The 17109-nt window shown below is 71.7% G+C and carries 16 protein-coding genes; 9 read left to right on the top strand and 7 right to left on the bottom strand.

Features of this window, described 5'->3' with window-relative positions; translation table 11 throughout:
• Positions 1 to 99: 99 nt before the first annotated feature.
• The 4 genes from PUR26_RS04135 to PUR26_RS04120 form a co-directional block, all read right to left on the bottom strand.
• Entirely contained in the window at positions 100 to 1035 is a 936-nt protein-coding gene (locus PUR26_RS04135; RefSeq protein WP_329869308.1) for an amino acid ABC transporter permease, read from the bottom strand.
• Positions 1032 to 1679 carry an amino acid ABC transporter permease gene (locus tag PUR26_RS04130; RefSeq protein WP_329869306.1) on the bottom strand — a complete coding sequence of 216 codons (648 nt, stop codon included), beginning with the start codon at positions 1677 to 1679 and terminating at the stop codon, positions 1032 to 1034. The genes PUR26_RS04135 and PUR26_RS04130 overlap by 4 nt, the downstream gene beginning before the upstream one ends.
• Before the next feature lie 116 nt (positions 1680 to 1795).
• Complete coding sequence (locus PUR26_RS04125; protein WP_329869304.1) at positions 1796 to 2716, bottom strand: glutamate ABC transporter substrate-binding protein; 921 nt, start codon at positions 2714 to 2716, stop codon at positions 1796 to 1798.
• Positions 2717 to 2750: 34 nt separating this feature from the next.
• Positions 2751 to 3536: an amino acid ABC transporter ATP-binding protein gene (locus PUR26_RS04120; protein WP_329869302.1), complete on the bottom strand. Its 786-nt coding sequence runs from the start codon at positions 3534 to 3536 to the stop codon at positions 2751 to 2753.
• Positions 3537 to 3796: 260 nt separating this feature from the next.
• Between PUR26_RS04120 and PUR26_RS04115 the strand changes: the two genes are divergently transcribed.
• Both PUR26_RS04115 and PUR26_RS04110 read left to right on the top strand, forming a co-directional pair.
• A complete protein-coding gene (locus tag PUR26_RS04115) occupies positions 3797 to 4507 on the top strand; it encodes a response regulator transcription factor (RefSeq protein WP_329869300.1) in 711 nt (236 codons plus the stop codon).
• Between the two features lie 9 nt (positions 4508 to 4516).
• Positions 4517 to 5911, top strand: coding sequence for a sensor histidine kinase (locus PUR26_RS04110; RefSeq protein ID WP_329869298.1), 1395 nt, complete (start codon positions 4517 to 4519; stop codon positions 5909 to 5911).
• Positions 5912 to 6049: 138 nt separating this feature from the next.
• Here the strand turns inward: PUR26_RS04110 and PUR26_RS04105 are convergent, their stop codons facing one another.
• Positions 6050 to 7048, bottom strand: coding sequence for a TAXI family TRAP transporter solute-binding subunit (locus PUR26_RS04105; RefSeq protein WP_329869296.1), 999 nt, complete (start codon positions 7046 to 7048; stop codon positions 6050 to 6052).
• A 110-nt stretch (positions 7049 to 7158) separates the two neighbouring features.
• Between PUR26_RS04105 and miaB the strand changes: the two genes are divergently transcribed.
• Both miaB and PUR26_RS04095 read left to right on the top strand, forming a co-directional pair.
• On the top strand, positions 7159 to 8676 hold the full coding sequence (gene miaB, locus PUR26_RS04100) for a tRNA (N6-isopentenyl adenosine(37)-C2)-methylthiotransferase MiaB (protein WP_329869294.1): 1518 nt from the start codon (positions 7159 to 7161) through the stop codon (positions 8674 to 8676).
• A gap of 72 nt (positions 8677 to 8748) precedes the next feature.
• Positions 8749 to 9504, top strand: coding sequence for a class III extradiol dioxygenase subunit B-like domain-containing protein (locus PUR26_RS04095; protein WP_329869292.1), 756 nt, complete (start codon positions 8749 to 8751; stop codon positions 9502 to 9504).
• A gap of 265 nt (positions 9505 to 9769) precedes the next feature.
• On the opposite strand, the gene PUR26_RS04090 is transcribed toward PUR26_RS04095, so the two are convergent.
• Together PUR26_RS04090 and PUR26_RS04085 are read right to left on the bottom strand one after the other, a co-directional pair.
• Entirely contained in the window at positions 9770 to 10015 is a 246-nt protein-coding gene (locus tag PUR26_RS04090) for an antitoxin (protein WP_329869290.1), read from the bottom strand.
• A gap of 36 nt (positions 10016 to 10051) precedes the next feature.
• Positions 10052 to 10357, bottom strand: coding sequence for a hypothetical protein (locus tag PUR26_RS04085; RefSeq protein ID WP_329869288.1), 306 nt, complete (start codon positions 10355 to 10357; stop codon positions 10052 to 10054).
• A 182-nt stretch (positions 10358 to 10539) separates the two neighbouring features.
• Here PUR26_RS04085 and miaA point away from each other — a divergent pair, with 182 nt between their 5' ends.
• From miaA to PUR26_RS04060, 5 genes are all read left to right on the top strand, one after another.
• Positions 10540 to 11478, top strand: a complete 939-nt coding sequence (miaA, locus tag PUR26_RS04080) for a tRNA (adenosine(37)-N6)-dimethylallyltransferase MiaA (protein ID WP_329869286.1) — start codon at positions 10540 to 10542, stop codon at positions 11476 to 11478.
• Positions 11479 to 11584: 106 nt separating this feature from the next.
• Complete coding sequence (locus PUR26_RS04075; RefSeq protein ID WP_329869350.1) at positions 11585 to 12073, top strand: hypothetical protein; 489 nt, start codon at positions 11585 to 11587, stop codon at positions 12071 to 12073.
• A 150-nt stretch (positions 12074 to 12223) separates the two neighbouring features.
• Positions 12224 to 13096 carry a diaminopimelate epimerase gene (gene dapF / locus PUR26_RS04070; protein WP_329869284.1) on the top strand — a complete coding sequence of 291 codons (873 nt, stop codon included), beginning with the start codon at positions 12224 to 12226 and terminating at the stop codon, positions 13094 to 13096.
• A gap of 141 nt (positions 13097 to 13237) precedes the next feature.
• Positions 13238 to 15358: a RelA/SpoT family protein gene (locus tag PUR26_RS04065; protein ID WP_329869282.1), complete on the top strand. Its 2121-nt coding sequence runs from the start codon at positions 13238 to 13240 to the stop codon at positions 15356 to 15358.
• 223 nt (positions 15359 to 15581) lie between these two features.
• A complete protein-coding gene (locus PUR26_RS04060) occupies positions 15582 to 17051 on the top strand; it encodes a M1 family metallopeptidase (protein ID WP_329869280.1) in 1470 nt (489 codons plus the stop codon).
• Positions 17052 to 17109: the final 58 nt, after the last annotated feature.

Raw genomic sequence — 17109 nt, 5'->3', positions numbered from 1 at the left:
GAACGTATGCAACCCACTGCGAGTGCCCGCGTCAAGCGACGGGGGCAGCGGCGCGAGCGCCACTGCCCCCTCACGACACCCGGATGATGTCACATACCGTCAGTTCTTCGAAACGCCCGCCCCGTCGGTCCCGTCGGCCCCGCCGTCCGCGACGGCACCGACGGTCCCGGCCTCGCTACCGATCACGGTCGAGGAGGCGGCGGGCTCGGCTGCCGAGGCCACCCCGATGCCGGTCTTGGCGCGCCGGCCCCGCTTCTCGATCCAGGTGGCCAGGGCGGACAGCAGCAGACACATCGCCACGTAGATGGCGCCGACCACCACGATGGTCGAGACGTAGGGGTACTGGCCGTTGACCAGCGTGTTGGAGGCGATCAGGCGGGCCGAGTAGAGCAGCTCGGGGAACAGGATGATGTATCCGAGCGAGGTGTCCTTGAGGGTCACCACCAGCTGGCTGATGATCGTCGGCAGCATGGCGCGGACCGCCTGCGGAAGCAGCACACTGACCATGACCTGCGTCTTGCTCATGCCGAGCGCGTACGCGGCCTCGCGCTGGCCCTTCGGCACGGCGTTCACGCCGGCGCGCAGCACCTCGGCCTGGACGCAGCCGTTGTAGACCGACAGTCCGAGCGCCAGCGCCCACATCGAGTAGTCGGCCAGGAAACCGACCCACACGGCGTAGATGGTGATCAGCAGCGGGATCGAGCGGAACAGCTCGATGAAGCCGGTCGCCAGCCACCGGACCGGCTTGTGGTCGGAGAGCCGTCCCACGGCGAGGACCACGCCGAGCACCAGCGAGCCGACCGCGGCGAGGCCGAACACCTTGAGGGTGGCGACGACGCCGTCCGCGATGTTCTGCCGGATGCCGGCGTAGTTGAAGATGTCCCACATCTCGGGGGCGAGGTGCCCCTTGTCGCTGAGCCGTACGACACTGACGCCGACCAGGGCCAGGATGGCCAGGGTGCCGACGACGGCGTAGATCCGGTTGCGGACGACGGCCTTGGGGCCGGGTGCGTCGTACAGGACACTGGCGCTCATCGGGCGACCTCCATACGGCGCTCAAGAAGTCGGAAGACGCCACTGATGGCGAAGGTGATGACCAGGTAGCCGAGGGCGACCCAGAGGAAGATGGGCAGGATGTCGTAGCCCTCCTCGCTCATCAGCTTCTGCCAGCCGAAGAGCTCGGCGACACTGAAGGCACCGGCGATGGCCGAGTTCTTCGTGAGCGCGATGAAGATCGAGCTCAGCGGGGGCAGTACGGTCCGGGTGGCCTGCGGCAGGACGATCATCCGCAGGGTCTGGGAGAACGTCATGCCGAGCGAACGGGCCGCCTCGGCCTGGCCGACCGGCACCGTGCTGATACCGGAGCGCACGGCCTCGCAGACGAAGGAGGACGTGTAGAAGCCGAGCGCGAGCGATCCGAGCAGGAACGGGCTCATGCCGGGGAAGAGGATCTCCGGGACGACGAAGAAGGAGACCAGGAAGAGCAGCGTCAGCGGGGTGTTGCGCAGCAGGGTGACCCACGCGGTGCCGAAGAAGCGCAGCGGAGGTACGGGCGAGACCCGGAAACCCGCTATGACGACGCCGAGGACCAGCGCGATGGCCGAGCTGACGGCGGTGATCGACACGGTTCCTATGAAGCCGTCGCGGAACTCCGGGAAATGGTCGAGTAGTACGTTCATGAGGTCTCCGCGTCGGCGGTCAGCGGCTTGGCGGCATGGGCGCGGTGCGCATGCTCACGGGCAGGTGGAGGGGCGCCCCGTACTCCCGTACGGGGCGCCTCGCTTCGGGCTGTTCGTCAGTAGCGGACGATCGCCGGCGGCTGGACGAACGGGGAGCCGGAAAGGCCCAGCGTCGCGTCGTAGATCTTCTTGTACGTGCCGTCCTTGATGTGCGTCTCCAGCGACTTGTTGATCGCCTCGCGCAGCACCTTGTCGTCCTTGTTCATGCCCACGCCGTACGGCTCCTTGGTGAACGGGTCACCGACCACCTTGAGCTTGGCGGGGTTGGCCGCGGCGTAGCCCTTGAGGATCGAGTCGTCGGTGGTGAGGGCGTCGACCTGCTTGGTGAGCACCTGCTGCACACAGTCCGAGTACTTGGCGAGCTCGGTGGTCTGCGCACCGTACTGCGGCTTCTTGATCTCCTGGAGCGGGGTGGAGCCCGTGATGGAGCAGACCTTCTTGCCCTTGAGGGTCTGCGGACCGGTGATCGTCGCCTCGTCCTTGCGGACCAGGAGCGCGGCGCCGGCCATGTAGTACGGACCCGCGAAGCCGACCTGCGCCTTGCGCTTGTCGTTGATCGTGTAGGTGCCGACGTAGTAGTCGACCTGGCCCTTGGAGATCGCGGTCTCACGGGTGCTGGAGTCGACGGTCTTCCACTCGATCTGGCTCTCGGTGAAGCCCAGGTCGGCGGCGATCATCTTGGCGATCTCGATGTCGAAGCCGGAGCGCTTCTTCGTGGCCTGGTCCTCGAAGCCGAGGTACGGCTGGTCGGCCTTGGAGCCGATGATCAGCTTGCCGCGCTCCTTGGCCGCCTTGAAGGCCGGGGAGTCCAGCTTCACGTTCGAGGCGACGATGTACTGGGGCAGCTGCGGCGCGTTCGTCGCGCCCGGCTGCACGCCACCGGGCTTGTCGCCGGCCGAGCCCTCCTTGCCACCACAGGCGGTCGCGGTCAGCGCGAGCACGGCAACGGCCAGCGCGGCCGTCTTGCGGAGCTTCATGGTGAACATCCCTTATGTCGTGGTTCGTTGGTCGTCAGTGGTGGAGGATCTTCGACAGGAAGTCCTTGGCCCGGTCGCTGCGCGGGTTGCTGAAGAACTGCTCGGGCGCGGCCTCTTCGACGATCTTGCCGTCGGCCATGAAGACGACGCGGTTGGCGGCGGAGCGGGCGAAGCCCATCTCGTGCGTGACGACGACCATCGTCATGCCGTCGCGCGCCAGCTGCTGCATGACCTCCAGGACCTCGTTGATCATCTCCGGGTCGAGCGCCGACGTGGGCTCGTCGAAGAGCATGACCTTGGGGTCCATCGCCAACGCGCGCGCGATGGCGACGCGTTGCTGCTGCCCGCCGGAGAGCTGTGCCGGGTACTTGTCGGCCTGCGAGCCGACACCCACCCGGTCCAGCAGCTTGCGGGCCTTCTGCTCGGCGGCGCCCTTCTCGGTCTTGCGGACCTTGGTCTGGCCCAGCATGACGTTCTCCAGCACCGTCTTGTGCGCGAAGAGATTGAACGACTGGAAGACCATGCCGACGTCGGCGCGCAGCCGGGCGAGCTCCTTGCCCTCCTGGGGCAGCGGCTTGCCGTCGATCGTGATCGAACCGGAGTCGACCGTCTCCAGGCGGTTGATGGTGCGGCACAGCGTGGACTTTCCGGACCCGGAGGGCCCGATGACGACCACGACCTCGCCACGCGCGATGGTCAGGTCGATGTCCTGGAGCACGTGCAGCGCGCCGAAGTGCTTGTTGACGTTGCTCAGCACGACCAGGTCGCCCGCCGTCGGTACGACGTCTTCCGCGCCCTTGGTCACTGACACTCCGCTCATCGGCTCTTGCTCCGTCCTGCTTGGTTGGGAGGACATTAATCACGCAGTGCGACCAGCGTCATTACATCTGAGCGGAAATTGAGGATAACGATCCGGCTGCGGCCGGACACACCGCGTGAACGGGGCCCGGGGCGGAGTACCGGGTGGATAACGGAAACCCCGCTGCAACGAGAACCCTCTTGACTGGGGACGCGGCATCGGCGTTCATGCCCAGGTGACCATTTGGTCGCCGAAGCGATCGCACCTTTCGGAGGGGGGCCATGAGACTGCTGCTCGTCGAGGACGACGACCACGTCGCCGCGGCCCTGTCCGCGATCCTCAAGAAGCACGGCTTCGACGTCACCCACGCCCGCAACGGCGAGGAGGCGCTCCAGGCCGTGCTGCCCTCGGGCAGCGTGGGCAAGGCGCCCTTCGGAGTCGTCCTCCTCGACCTCGGCCTGCCCGACCAGGACGGCTACCAGGTGTGCGGCAAGATCCGGAAGCTCACCACCACTCCGGTGATCATGGTGACCGCCCGGGCCGACGTCCGCTCCCGGATCCACGGCCTGAACCTCGGCGCCGACGACTACGTCGTCAAGCCGTACGACACCGGTGAGCTGCTCGCCCGGATCCACGCCGTCAGCCGGCGCTCCGCGGGCGGCGACGGCGACGAGTCCGCGACGGCCGCCGACGAGGTGCCCCTGCGGCTCGGGGCCGTGGTCATCGAGCTGGCCACGCGTCAGGTCTGTGTCGACGGAGCGGTGGTCCAGCTCACCCGCAAGGAGTTCGACCTGCTCGCCCTCCTCGCCCAGCGGCCGGGCGTCGTCTTCCGGCGGGAGCAGATCATCAGCGAGGTCTGGCGGACCAGTTGGGAGGGGACCGGCCGCACCCTGGAGGTGCACGTCGCCTCCCTGCGCGCCAAGCTGGCGATGCCCGCCCTGATCGAGACCGTACGCGGCGTCGGTTACCGCCTGGTCGCCCCGGCCACGTAACTTCCTCCTGTGCGCACCCGCCTGCTCCCCCTGCTCATCGTCCTCATGGCGGGCGTGCTGCTCGCGCTCGGATTCCCGCTCGCCGGCAGCCTCGCCGCCGCCCAGCAGCAGACCGTCGTCATCGACCGGATCGACGACACGGCGCGCTTCGCGGCCCTCGCCCAGTTCGTCACCGAACGCGAACACGGCATCGACGAGCGCACCTCCACCCTCCAGGACGAACTCGTCCGCTACAACGAGGTGTACGGGATCGAGGCGGGCGTCTTCTTCCGTGACGGCACCTCCATGGCCCGCGCCCCCGCCGGCTGGGACGTGCCCGACAAGGGCGAGCCGCGGCGGGCCTTCAGGGAAGCCCTGGTCGGGCGTCGCAGCCACGACCCGCCCCAGGTCTGGCCCTGGCAGGGCAACGCCCGGCTCGCGGTCGCCTCACCGGTGGTGCGGGACGGGGACGTCGTCGCCGTCGTGGTCACGGACTCGCCGACCGGGCAGCTGCGCTCCCGCATCCTGCACGGCTGGCTGCTGATCGCGGCGGGCGAGGTCGCGGCGATGCTGCTCGCCGTCGGCGCCGCCTTCCGCCTCACCGGCTGGGTGCTCAAGCCCGTACGCGTCCTGGACGCGGCCACCCACGACATAGCGACCGGCAGGATGAACTCGCGGGTCGCCGCCGCGGGCGGCCCGCCCGAACTCCGCCGGCTGGCCCGCTCGTTCAACGAGATGGCCGACAACGTGGAGGAGGTCCTGGAACAGCAGCGGGCCTTCGTCGCCGACGCCTCGCACCAGTTGCGCAACCCGCTGGCCGCCCTGCTGCTGCGGATCGAGCTCCTGGCGCTCGAACTCCCGGCGGGCAACCCGGAGATCGCCTCGGTGCGTACGGAGGGCAAGCGCCTGGCCCAGGTCCTCGACGACCTGCTGGACCTGGCGCTCGCCGAGCACGCCGCGGCCGACCTGCGGCTCACCGACATCGGAGAGCTGGCGGCGGAGCGCGTCGCGGCCTGGCGTCCGCTCGCCGACGAGAAGGGCGTCCGGCTGACCGGCTGCGAAGCCGCCGTCACCGCCTGGGCCGACCCGGTCGCCCTCTCCAGCGCCCTGGACGCCGTGATCGACAACGCGCTGAAGTTCACACCCGCCGGGGAGGAGGTCACCGTCACCGTCGCCTCCCGGAGCGACACCTCCACCATCGTGGTGACCGACGGGGGGCCCGGCCTCACCGACGACGAGCTGGCGCGCGTCGGCGACCGCTTCTGGCGCAGCGGCCGTCATCAGAACGTGAAGGGGTCGGGCCTGGGCCTGTCGATCTCGCGCGCGCTCCTCTCGGCGGGCGGGGGCTCCATCGCGTACGCCCACCGGGAGCCGCACGGTCTGCGGGTGACGGTCACGCTTCCGCGTACGGAACCGGCCTCCTGACGGGCTGCGGGGCGTCGTTCCGTGTACGGAGCCGGTGGTCCGACGGTCACGCTTGCGCGTACCGAGCCGGCCTCCTGACGGGCCGCGGGTGACACCGGGTCCGGCAGCGGTGCCGCCCGTGCCGGGGAGGCGCCGGGCTCAGGGCTTGGCCGAGCTGTAGTAGCGCCGTGCCCCGTCGTGCAGGGGCAGCGGGTCCGTGTAGATGGCCGTCCGCAGATCGACCAGCTGGGCCGGGTGCACCTCCCCGCCGATCCGGTCCCGGCTCCTGATCACGGTGCTGGTGACGCCCTCCGTCAGCTCCGCGTCCGTCCGGTCGGTCGTCACCAGCAGGTTCGCCACCGCCAGCGTCTCGACCGGCTGTCCCTCCTGGGCCAGCGCGTAGGCGTCGGCGGGCACCACCGCCGAGCGGTAGAACCGGCTGGTCCCGCCCGACTCGTGCACCTTCTCCACCAGGTCGCCCTCCAGCGGCACGAGCCGTACCGGGAAGCGCTCCGAGAGCTTCTGCACCGCGCTGGTGGGCAGACCGCCCGACCAGAAGAAGGCGTCCAGCTGCCCACGCTCCAGCAGTCCCGGCATCGTGTCGATCCCGGCGGACACGGGCCGGATGGCCCCCGTCGCGTCCAGGTCCGCCGCCTTGAGCAGCCGCTCCGCGATCAGCCGGACCCCGGAGCCCTCCTGCCCCACCCCCACGCGCAGCCCGGCCAGGTCGCCAGTCGAGCGGACCCTCGACCCCTTGGGCACGATCAGCTGCACATAGTCGTCGTACAGCCGCGCGCAGCCGCGCAGCCGGTGCGATCCGGGCCTGCTCTCCTTGATGTACTTGGCGACCGCGTCGGCGGTGGCGATCGTGAAATCGACCTCTCCCGAGGCGATCCGCGCCAGGTTCTGCTGGGAGCCCTCGCTGTTGCGCAGGGTCACCGCCACGTCCGGCATATTGCGCCCCAGCGCTTCCTCCAGGAGCTCGCCGTAGCGCTGGTACACCCCCGTCGGCACCCCGGTGCTGAACGTGACCTTCCCGCTCGGCGAGGCGTCGCCGAACGGCATCAGCCACCACAGCAGCAGCCCCGTCGTCAGCAGGGCCGCGACGGACCCCTGGAGGGCACGGCGGCGGGCGACGCGGGACAGGACCGAAAGCATGGCGAGATCCTGCCAGCTCACTCCCCGTAATGGCCAGGCCCTGGCCGGGAAGAGACCCGGGACCCCACTCCTCGGCCGGGAGGCCCCCGGGCACCGCCTACCCTTGTTCCATGACCAGCAGCGACCGGAGCCAGGCAGTGGACACCAATCGAACATACGAGGTGCGCACCTACGGGTGCCAGATGAACGTCCACGACTCGGAGCGGCTCTCCGGCCTGCTGGAGGGCGCCGGCTACGTGCGCGCGCCCGAGGGCTCCGACGGCGACGCCGACGTGGTCGTCTTCAATACCTGCGCGGTCCGCGAGAACGCCGACAACAAGCTGTACGGCAACCTCGGCCGGCTCGCCCCGATGAAGACCAGGCGCCCCGGCATGCAGATCGCCGTCGGCGGCTGCCTGGCCCAGAAGGACCGGGACACCATCGTGACGAAGGCGCCCTGGGTCGACGTCGTCTTCGGTACGCACAACATCGGCAAGCTGCCGGTGCTCCTGGAGCGGGCGCGCATCCAGGAGGAGGCGCAGGTCGAGATCGCCGAGTCGCTGGAGGCGTTCCCCTCCACCCTGCCCACCCGGCGCGAGTCCGCCTACGCCGCGTGGGTCTCCATCTCCGTCGGCTGCAACAACACCTGCACCTTCTGCATCGTCCCCGCGCTGCGGGGGAAGGAGAAGGACCGCCGGCCCGGCGACATCCTCGCGGAGATCGAGGCGCTCGTCGGCGAGGGCGTCTCCGAGATCACCCTGCTCGGCCAGAACGTGAACGCGTACGGCTCCGACATCGGCGACCGCGAGGCGTTCTCCAAGCTGCTGCGGGCCTGCGGGACGATCGAGGGCCTGGAGCGCGTGCGCTTCACCTCCCCGCACCCGCGGGACTTCACGGACGACGTGATCGCGGCCATGGCCGAGACGCCGAACGTGATGCCGCAGCTGCACATGCCGCTGCAGTCCGGCTCCGACACGGTCCTGAAGGCCATGCGCCGCTCGTACCGGCAGGAGCGCTTCCTCGGCATCATCGAGAAGGTCCGTGCCGCGATCCCGCACGCCGCCATCTCCACCGACATCATCGTGGGCTTCCCCGGCGAGACCGAGGAGGACTTCGAGCAGACCATGCACACGGTCCGCGAGGCCCGCTTCGCCAACGCCTTCACCTTCCAGTACTCCAAGCGCCCCGGCACCCCGGCCGCCGAGATGGAGGACCAGATCCCCAAGGCGGTCGTGCAGGCGCGCTACGAGCGGCTGGTCGCCCTCCAGGAGGAGATCTCCTGGGCGGAGAACAAGAAGCAGGTCGGCCGGACCCTCGAGGTCATGGTCGCCGAGGGCGAGGGCCGCAAGGACGGCGCCACCCACCGCCTGTCCGGCCGTGCCCCGGACAACCGCCTGGTGCACTTCACCAAGCCGGACGAGGAGGTGCGCCCCGGTGACGTGGTGACCGTGGAGGTCACCTACGCGGCCCCGCACCACCTGCTGGCCGAGGGCCCGACGACCGGCGTGCGCCGCACCCGCGCGGGCGACGCCTGGGAGAAGCGCAACACGGCGCAGGCGGCCAAGCCCGCCGGCGTCATGCTCGGCCTTCCCCGGATCGGCGCCCCGGACCCGCTCCCTCCGGTCACCGAGGGTTGCTCCGTCGGCTGACGGCGCGAACCACCGTCCCCCCGGGGGCCGCTCCCCGGCCGGTCGCGGGAACCACCGGTTACGCTGCGGATCATGCTTGTCGCCGCGGCTGTCTGCCCCTGCCCCCCGCTCCTCGTCCCCCCTGTCGCCGCCGGTGCCGCGCCCGAGCTGGACGCCGCCCGCACGGCGTGCGCCGACGCCGTCGGAGTGCTCGCCGCGGCCCGGCCCGACCGGCTGGTCGTGGTCGGGCCGTACCCGGGCGACGGCGGGCCCGAGCGGTACCCGGCCGGATCGGTGGGGGACTTCCGGGGCTTCGGCGTGGACGTCCGGGTACGGTTCCCCGGCGACCGCGAGGCCGCTCCGGACGCCTCCGACGTCCCTGACGCCTCCGGCGCCCGCGACGCGCGGCCGCTGCCCGCGTCCCTCGCCGTCGCTGCCTGGCTGCTCGACCGGGCGACCTGGTCCGGTGCCCCGGTCGAGGCCGTCGCCGTGGGGGAGCGGCTCGCCCCCTCGCGCTGCGCGGACACGGGCCGCGAGCTCGTCGGCCGGGGCGGCCGGGTGGCGCTCCTGGTGATGGGCGACGGGAGTGCCTGCCGCACCCTCAAGGCGCCCGGGTACCTCGACGAGCGGGCCGCGCCCTTCGACGCGCGGGTGGGCCGCGCCCTCGGCCGGGCGGACACCGGAGCCCTGGCGGCGCTGGACGAGCACCTGGCCCATGAACTGAAGGTCGCGGGCCGGGCTCCCTGGCAGGTCCTCGCGGGCGCCGCGGAGGGGGCGGGCCTGGCCGGCCGGCTGCTCCACGAGGACGCTCCGTACGGCGTCGGGTACTACGTCGCCACCTGGTCGTAGCCGCGTGGCCCCCTCACCCCGTGACCGTGCGACCGCGTGATGCCGGCGGTCCGGCGGTCCGGTGGTCCTGCGTCCCGGTGGTCCTGCCGTTCGGTGGTCCCGCGGTCCGGCGTTCCGGGCGCGGCCGCGCGAGGACCCGCTGCGCCCCCCGCCCGCCTCGGTGACGGTCCGGTGTGACGGAACTCCGGCACCCCCGGCCCCGCGAACGGCGGACGGCCGCGGAGCGTGTGCTCCGCGGCCGTCCGCCGTGCCGTGATGGCCGAAGTCAGGAGACCGGCGGCGTCGGCGGTGTGCCGCCGTCGTCCTTGTGGGCGATCCGGTCCAGGGCGTGCTTGGCCCTGCCCGTACCTGATTCGATCTTGTCGCTGTACTTGCCCTTGGTCTTCTGGTCGACCAGGCGCGCGGCCTTGTCCAGCCCGTGGTCGATCTTGTCCCCGTGCTGCTGCGCGAGGCCGGAGACCTTGTCCTTGGCCGGGGCGAGCTTGGCCTTCAACGAATCCAGGAGGCCCATGGGGTCACCTTCCCTCGAAGTGTCCGTCGTCGGGTCCTACTTACGGGCGCCTTCGCCGGCCTCGTTGTCCGCCGCCTCCTCGGCGGACTGCTGCTTGGGGATCTCGACGCCCTCGGCGACGGCCGGCTCCGCCTTCTCCGCCGCCTCGGCCGTGTCCGAAGTCTCGGACGCCTCGGCCGCCGACTCCGCCGAGGCGGTGTCCGATGCCTCGGCCGGCGAGGCCGGCGAGGCCGCCGGGTCGAAGTCAGCGGGATCCGCCGTCACCGTGTCGGTCGCCGTCTCCTCGGCCGGGGCCTTGGCAGAGTCCTTACTCTTCCGGCGAAACCAATCCAAAACGCCCATATTTGCTCCATAGGGTACTTGTGAAGGCGAAATTCCGCGTCGGCCGGAGCGTCCCATTGCGTCGCCCGGTGGAGCCGGTCGGTAAACCGGCGGTCGGAACCTCGCAACAGGCAACGAACCCGGGAGCGTGCCGTCACGTAGCTCGTTCGGGTAATGGCCCCGAGGTTTGCGAGACTGGGGCAGTGAGAAGTGCAGCTCCCGCCCCGCGGGTCATCGCCGTTGTCGGGCCCACCGCGGCCGGAAAGTCCGATCTGGGCGTCTTCCTCGCCCAACAGCTCGGCGGTGAAGTCGTCAACGCGGACTCCATGCAGCTCTACCGTGGGATGGATATCGGCACCGCCAAGCTGACGCCCGAGGAACGCGGCGGCGTTCCCCACCACCTCCTCGACATCTGGGACGTCACCGAGGCGGCCAGCGTGGCCGAGTACCAGCGACTGGCCCGCGCGCACATCGACCGGCTGCTCGCCGAGGGTCGCACACCGATCCTGGTCGGCGGTTCGGGGCTGTACGTACGAGGGGCCGTCGACGCCCTCGAATTCCCCGGCACCGACCCCGATGTCCGCGCCCGCCTGGAGGCCGAGCTCGACGAGCGAGGCCCCGGCGCGCTGCACGTCCGGCTCGCCGCCGCCGACCCCGGCGCCGCCCGTGCCATCCTCCCCGGCAACGGCCGCCGCATCGTCCGGGCCCTGGAGGTCATCGAGATCACGGGCAAGCCGTTCACCGCCAACCTTCCCGGGCACGACTCGGTGTACGACACCGTCCAGATCGGCGTCGACGTCGGACGTCCCGAACTGGACGAGCGGATCGCCACGCGGGTGGACCGGATGTGGGACGCCGGCCTCGTCGACGAGGTACGGGTACTGGAGGAGCGCGGCCTGCGCGAAGGGCGTACGGCCGCCCGCGCCCTCGGCTACCAGCAGGTGCTGGCGGCGCTGGCCGGGGAGTGCACCGAGGACGCGGCACGGGCCGAGACGGTGCGCGCCACCAAGCGGTTCGCGCGCCGGCAGGACTCCTGGTTCCGGCGTGACCCGCGCGTGCACTGGCTGAGCGGCGCCGTCGCGGACCGCGCGGAACTCCCGCGACTGGCGCTGACGTTGGTCGAACGAGCGGTTACAGCCTGATCACGTGATGGCATCGGGACGCCCTGCCCGTCATTCCGGCGGTCGGGGGCGTGCCATCATCGAGCATCGATCGACCAGTGGATCCGAGTGGGGAGGGCGCGTGGCGATGGAGGCCGGCCCTCGCGACAGAGAACAGCACGGAGCACCGGACAGCGCACCGGACAGCGCACCGGGCGGCGCACGGGTGCCCGACGCACCCGGGCTGAGCCCGGACGGTCCCGACCTCACCGAGGACGGGACGCCGGACATCGCCCCCGACGAGGTCGAGGTCGAACTGCGCCCGCAGCGCCGGCTGCGCATCTGGCAGCTGGCCCCCATCGTGGGGCTGGCGGCGCTCGGCTCCCTGATGTTCGCCTTCCCGCTGGCCTTCGGCTCGGGCGACGGCGGCGCCGTCCTCGCCATGCTGGGCCTGCTGCTCTGCGGCTGCGCGGCCGGCTGGGGCATGATGGCCGCCCGGCGCGTGGGCTACACCTGGCCGGGACTGCCCGCCCGGGGCTCGGGGGAACGCCCCGACTGGCGCGTGATCGCGCTGTACGTCGTCGGTGTCGGCCTGCTCGTCGCACTGGCCGTGTGGCGCGTCGCCCGCCTCCGCTGAGAATCCGCCCCGCCGCGACCGCACCGCCCCGGTGCCGCTGACGTACTTCGGTTCCGCCGTCCGTGCCGTCCGTGCCGTCCCCGGGGAGTACCGCCCCGGCCCGCCGCCCGGTTCCGGCGGCTGTCGGAGCGGCCCCGTACGATTGATCGCGTGACCACAGCACACACCGCCTTCCTCAAGGGCCACGGCACCGAGAACGACTTCGTGATCGTGCCCGACCCGGACAACGCCATCGACCTGCCCGCCTCCGTGGTGGCGCGGATCTGCGACCGCCGGGCCGGTGTCGGCGGCGACGGACTGCTGCACGTCGTCCGGTCCGCCGCCCACGCCGAGGCGCGGCAGATGGCCGACGAGGCCGAGTGGTTCATGGACTACCGCAACGCCGACGGCTCGGTCGCGGAGATGTGCGGCAACGGCGTCCGGGTCTTCGCCCGCTATCTGGAGCACGCCGGCCACATCACGGCCGGTGACGTCGCCGTCGCCACCCGCTCCGGGGTCAAGCGGGTCCACGTCGCCAAGGACGGCGACGTCACCGTCTCCATGGGCCGTGCCCTGCTCCCCGACGACGGCGTCACCGTGACCGTCGACGGCCGCAGCTGGCCCGCGCGCAACGTGAACATGGGCAATCCGCACGCCGTGGCCTTCGTCGAGGACCTCGACCACGCGGGCGAACTGCGGGTCCCGCCGCCGTTCGCGCCCCAGGCCGTCTACCCGGACGGGGTGAACGTCGAGTTCGTCGTCGACCGCGGGACGCGCCACGTGGCCATGCGCGTGCACGAGCGGGGCGCCGCCGAGACCCGCTCCTGCGGCACCGGCGCCTGCGCGGTCGCCGTCGCGGCCGCCCGCCGGGACGGTGCCGATCCCGCCGAGACCGGCACCCCCGTCACGTACACCGTCGACGTCCTCGGCGGCACCCTGAGGATCACCGAGCACCCCGACGGTGAGATCGAGATGACCGGACCGGCGGTGATCGTGGCCGAGGGACACCTCGACCCCGCCTGGCTCGTCACCACCCGTGCCTGACCTGTCGCTCGAATGGGTGATCCGCTTCACTCTGAGCGAGAGCAGGTCAACGCCACGTGATGGGCTCGGTAGCATCAAGCACCGGCCCCGGCGGGCATGCCTTGTCCGCCCACCGCCGGTCGACGCCGCCGGAGGTGCCCCATGAGCGCAGAGGCCACCAACCCCGCTCCCAGTCGCAGGCGCGGCCGCCCGAGGATCGATCTCCGACGGCTCAGCCGCGCCGCACTGCTCGGTCCCACCACCCGGGACCGGCTGCCGGACGCCATCAGCCATGTCGCCGAGGCGCACCGCGCCCACCACCCGGACGCGGACATGGCCGTCCTGCGCCGGGCCTACGTCCTCGCCGAGTCCTCGCACCGCGGACAGTTCCGCAAGAGCGGGGAGCCGTACATCACCCACCCCCTCGCCGTCACCCTGATCCTCGCCGAACTCGGCGCCGAGACCACGACCTTGACCGCCTCCCTCCTCCACGACACCGTGGAGGACACCGAGGTGACGCTCGATCAGGTCCGCGAGGAGTTCGGCGAGGAGGTCTGCTACCTGGTGGACGGCGTCACCAAGCTGGAGAAGGTCGACTACGGCGCGGCCGCCGAACCCGAGACCTTCCGCAAGATGCTTGTCGCCACCGGCAACGACGTACGCGTCATGTCCATCAAACTCGCCGACCGGCTGCACAACATGCGGACCCTGGGCGTGATGCGCCCCGAGAAACAGGCCCGCATCGCCAAGGTCACCCGCGACGTCCTCATCCCGCTCGCGGAGAGACTCGGCGTGCAGGCGCTCAAGACCGAGCTGGAGGACCTGGTCTTCGCCATCCTCCACCCGGCCGAGTACGAGAACACCCGCGCCCTCATCGCCGAGAACGCCACCGCCGGGGACGCCCTCGCCGCCATCGCCGACGACGCGCGCAACGTGCTCCGCGATTCCGGCATCAACGCCGAAGTCCTCATCCGTCCTCGGCACTTCGTCTCCGTGCACCGGGTGAGGCTCAAGCGCGGCGAGCTGCGCGGCACCGACTTCGGACGTCTGCTCGTCCTGGTCGGCGAGGACGCCGACTGCTACGGCGTCCTCGGTGAACTGCACACCTGTTTCACCCCGGTCATCTCCGAGTTCAAGGACTTCATCGCGGCGCCCAAGTTCAACCTCTACCAGTCGCTCCACACGGCCGTCGCCGCTCCGGACGGGGCGGTCGCCGAAGTCCTCATCCGTACGCACCAGATGCACAAGGTCGCCGAGGCCGGGGTCATCGCCCTGGGCAACCCCTATGCCGCCCCCCTCGACAGCGCCGACCCGGCCGACGGCGCCGACGACGGCGAGCGTGCCGACCCCACCCGCCCCGGCTGGCTGTCCCGGCTGCTGGAGTGGCAGCAGTCCACGCCCGACCCCGACACCTTCTGGACCTCGCTCCACGCCGACCTGGCCCAGGACGGGGAGATCACCGTGTTCCGCGCCGACGGGGGAAGGCTGGGGCTGCCGGCCGGCGCCACCTGCGTGGACGCCGCGTACGAGCAGTACGGCGAAGTGGCGCACGCCTGCATCGGCGCCCGGGTCAACGGCCGGCTGACCTCGCTCGGCACGGTCCTGGGCGACGGCGACACCGTGCAGCTGCTGCTGGCCCAGGACTCCGCGTCCGGGCCCTCGCCCGAGTGGCTCGGCCACGCCCGCACGCCCGCCGCGCGGATCGCCATCAGCGCCTGGCTGGACGCGCACCCCGAGGGCGTGAAGGCGGCCACGACCGCCCCGCGCCCCCCGGCGGTCACCGCCGCCGCGCCCGGCAGCCCCCCCGCCGCGCCCGACCGGCACTCCGGGGCGAACGCGTTCGTCGTCGACCCCCCGCACGCGGGCGTCCGCCCGGCCGGCTGCTGCACTCCGGTGCCGCCCGACGACGTCACCGGATTCGCCGTACGCGGCGGGGCCGTCACCGTCCACCGGGCGGAGTGCGCCGCGGTCCGGCGCATGAAGGCCCTCGGCCGCGCCCCGGTCGCGGTGCGGTGGGGCGAAGCGGCCGGCTGCCGGGTCACCCTCGTCGCCGAATCGTTCGGCCGGCCCAGGCTGCTCGCCGACCTCACCGAGGTCATCGCGACGGCGGGCGCGGCGATCGTCTCGGCCATCGTCGAGCCGCCCAGCGAACAGCGGGTCCGGCACACGTACACCCTCCAGCTCGCCGACGCGGCCGAGCTGCCCGCGCTGATGCGCGCCATGCGCGACGTCGGCGGCGTCTACGACGTCAGCCGCGCCCAGGAGCCGGCGACGCCCGCCTGAGCGGCGACGCGCCTGGTACCGGTCCCCCTGCGGTACCGGTCCTCCCGCCGGTCCGGGGTGGGCGAGCCCCCGGCCGGCCCCGTGGACCCGCCCGGCTCGGTGAACCCGTACGGCCGGCCGGCCCGCAGGTACCCGCCCTCATCGGGACGCTTCCGGCGCCGTTCGGGTGCGCGAGGCGCGCGCCGTCGCTCTTCGCGCCGTATGCGCTGGTAGCGGTTGGTCCATGCCCCTCACCTCTCGACGCCTGCGCGTGGCCCTGCTCGCCGCCGCCTCGGCCGGAATGATCGCAGCGGCCCTGCCCGCGCCCGAACCGCTCGGCATCGGCGACCCGCTCTTCCCCCACCTCGGAAACCCCGGGTACGACGTCCTCTCGTACGACATCGCCCTCACCTACCCCGGGGACAACAAGAAGCCGCTGGACGCGCTCACCAAGATCGACGCGCGGGCCGCACAACGACTGGACCGCGTCAACCTCGACTTCACCCACGGCACCGTCCGCTCGGTCGAGGTCGACGGCCGCGCCGCCGATTTCACGACCGCTGGCGAGGACCTGGTCGTCACCCCCGCCCAGCCGGTCGAGGCGGGTGCCCGGGTGCACATCGCCGTGAGCCACACCAGCGACCCGGGCGGCCCCAAGGACGCCGGCGGCTGGGTCGCCACCGCCGACGGGCTGGCGATGGCCAACCAGGCCGACGCCGGGCACCGGGTCTTCCCCGGCAACGACCACCCCTCCGACAAGGCGTACTTCACCTTCCGGATCACCGCCCCCAGCGACCTGACCGTGGTCGCCAACGGGCGCAGGGTGGCCAGGGCGGTCGCCGGCGGCACGGGCACCTGGCTGTACCGCACCGCCCAGCCCATGGCCACCGAGCTGGCCCAGGTCACCATCGGACGCTCCACCGTGGTCAACCGCACCGGACCGCACGGACTGCCCGTGCGCGACGTCGTGCCGACGGCCGACGTGGAGCGGATGGAGCCCTGGCTGAAGAAGACGCCCGCCCACCTGGAGTGGATGGAGCGGCAGGTGGGCCGGTACCCGTTCGAGACGTACGGGGTGCTCGTCGCCGACGCCGACACCGGCTTCCAGCTGGAGACCCAGACGCTCTCCCTCTTCGAACGTTCGATGTTCACCCGCACCGAGCTGCCGAAGTGGTACGTCGACTCGATCATGGTCCATGAGCTGGCCCACCACTGGTTCGGCAACAGCGTCACCCCGCGCGTCTGGTCGGACCTGTGGCTCAACGAGGGACACGCCACCTGGTACGAGGCGCTGTACGCGGAGGAGACCGCCAAGCAGTCCCTGGAGCAGCGCATGCGTGCCGCCTACGCCTCCTCCGACAGCTGGCGGGCGGCGGGCGGACCGCCCGCCGCCCCCAAGCCCGCGGCGCCCGGCCAGAAGATGAGCCTGTTCCGGCCGGTCGTCTACGACGGCAGCGCACTGGTCCTCTACGCCCTGCGCCAGGAGATCGGCAAGGACGCGTTCCAGAAGCTGGAGCGACGCTGGGTGACCGAGAACGCGCTCGGCACGGCCGGCACGGCCGACTTCGTGGCGCTCGCCTCCGAGGTCGCGGGGCGTGACCTGAGCGCGTTCCTGAAGGCCTGGCTGTACGGGGAGAAGACGCCGGCCATGCCCGGGCACGCCACCTGGCGCAGCAAGGCCCCGACGGCCCCCGAGGTGTCGGCCAAGCGCTGAAAATCCGCGTGACGGGCCGGGCCGCCCGTGCGACCATCAACAGGTCGGCGGCGCTGCC

This window comes from Streptomyces sp. SP18CS02, assembly GCF_036322365.1.
In the GTDB taxonomy this organism is placed as follows: Bacteria; Actinomycetota; Actinomycetes; order Streptomycetales; family Streptomycetaceae; genus Streptomyces.
The sequence above is the reverse complement of the archived record's forward strand: the minus strand, read 5'-3'. Positions and strand labels throughout refer to the sequence as shown.

Excerpts from the sequence above, each read along its gene's own strand:
- PUR26_RS04135 (WP_329869308.1), bottom strand. The coding sequence starts at position 1,035 with ATGAGCGCCAGTGTCCTGTACGACGCACCCGGCCCCAAGGCCGTCGTC.
- PUR26_RS04130 (WP_329869306.1), bottom strand. The coding sequence starts at position 1,679 with ATGAACGTACTACTCGACCATTTCCCGGAGTTCCGCGACGGCTTCATA.
- PUR26_RS04125 (WP_329869304.1), bottom strand. The coding sequence starts at position 2,716 with ATGAAGCTCCGCAAGACGGCCGCGCTGGCCGTTGCCGTGCTCGCGCTG.
- PUR26_RS04120 (WP_329869302.1), bottom strand. The coding sequence starts at position 3,536 with ATGAGCGGAGTGTCAGTGACCAAGGGCGCGGAAGACGTCGTACCGACG.
- PUR26_RS04115 (WP_329869300.1), top strand. The coding sequence starts at position 3,797 with ATGAGACTGCTGCTCGTCGAGGACGACGACCACGTCGCCGCGGCCCTG.
- PUR26_RS04105 (WP_329869296.1), bottom strand. The coding sequence starts at position 7,048 with ATGCTTTCGGTCCTGTCCCGCGTCGCCCGCCGCCGTGCCCTCCAGGGG.
- miaB (WP_329869294.1), top strand. The coding sequence starts at position 7,159 with ATGACCAGCAGCGACCGGAGCCAGGCAGTGGACACCAATCGAACATAC.
- PUR26_RS04095 (WP_329869292.1), top strand. The coding sequence starts at position 8,749 with ATGCTTGTCGCCGCGGCTGTCTGCCCCTGCCCCCCGCTCCTCGTCCCC.
- PUR26_RS04090 (WP_329869290.1), bottom strand. The coding sequence starts at position 10,015 with ATGGGCCTCCTGGATTCGTTGAAGGCCAAGCTCGCCCCGGCCAAGGAC.
- PUR26_RS04085 (WP_329869288.1), bottom strand. The coding sequence starts at position 10,357 with ATGGGCGTTTTGGATTGGTTTCGCCGGAAGAGTAAGGACTCTGCCAAG.
- PUR26_RS04075 (WP_329869350.1), top strand. The coding sequence starts at position 11,585 with ATGGAGGCCGGCCCTCGCGACAGAGAACAGCACGGAGCACCGGACAGC.
- PUR26_RS04065 (WP_329869282.1), top strand. The coding sequence starts at position 13,238 with ATGAGCGCAGAGGCCACCAACCCCGCTCCCAGTCGCAGGCGCGGCCGC.
- PUR26_RS04060 (WP_329869280.1), top strand. The coding sequence starts at position 15,582 with ATGCCCCTCACCTCTCGACGCCTGCGCGTGGCCCTGCTCGCCGCCGCC.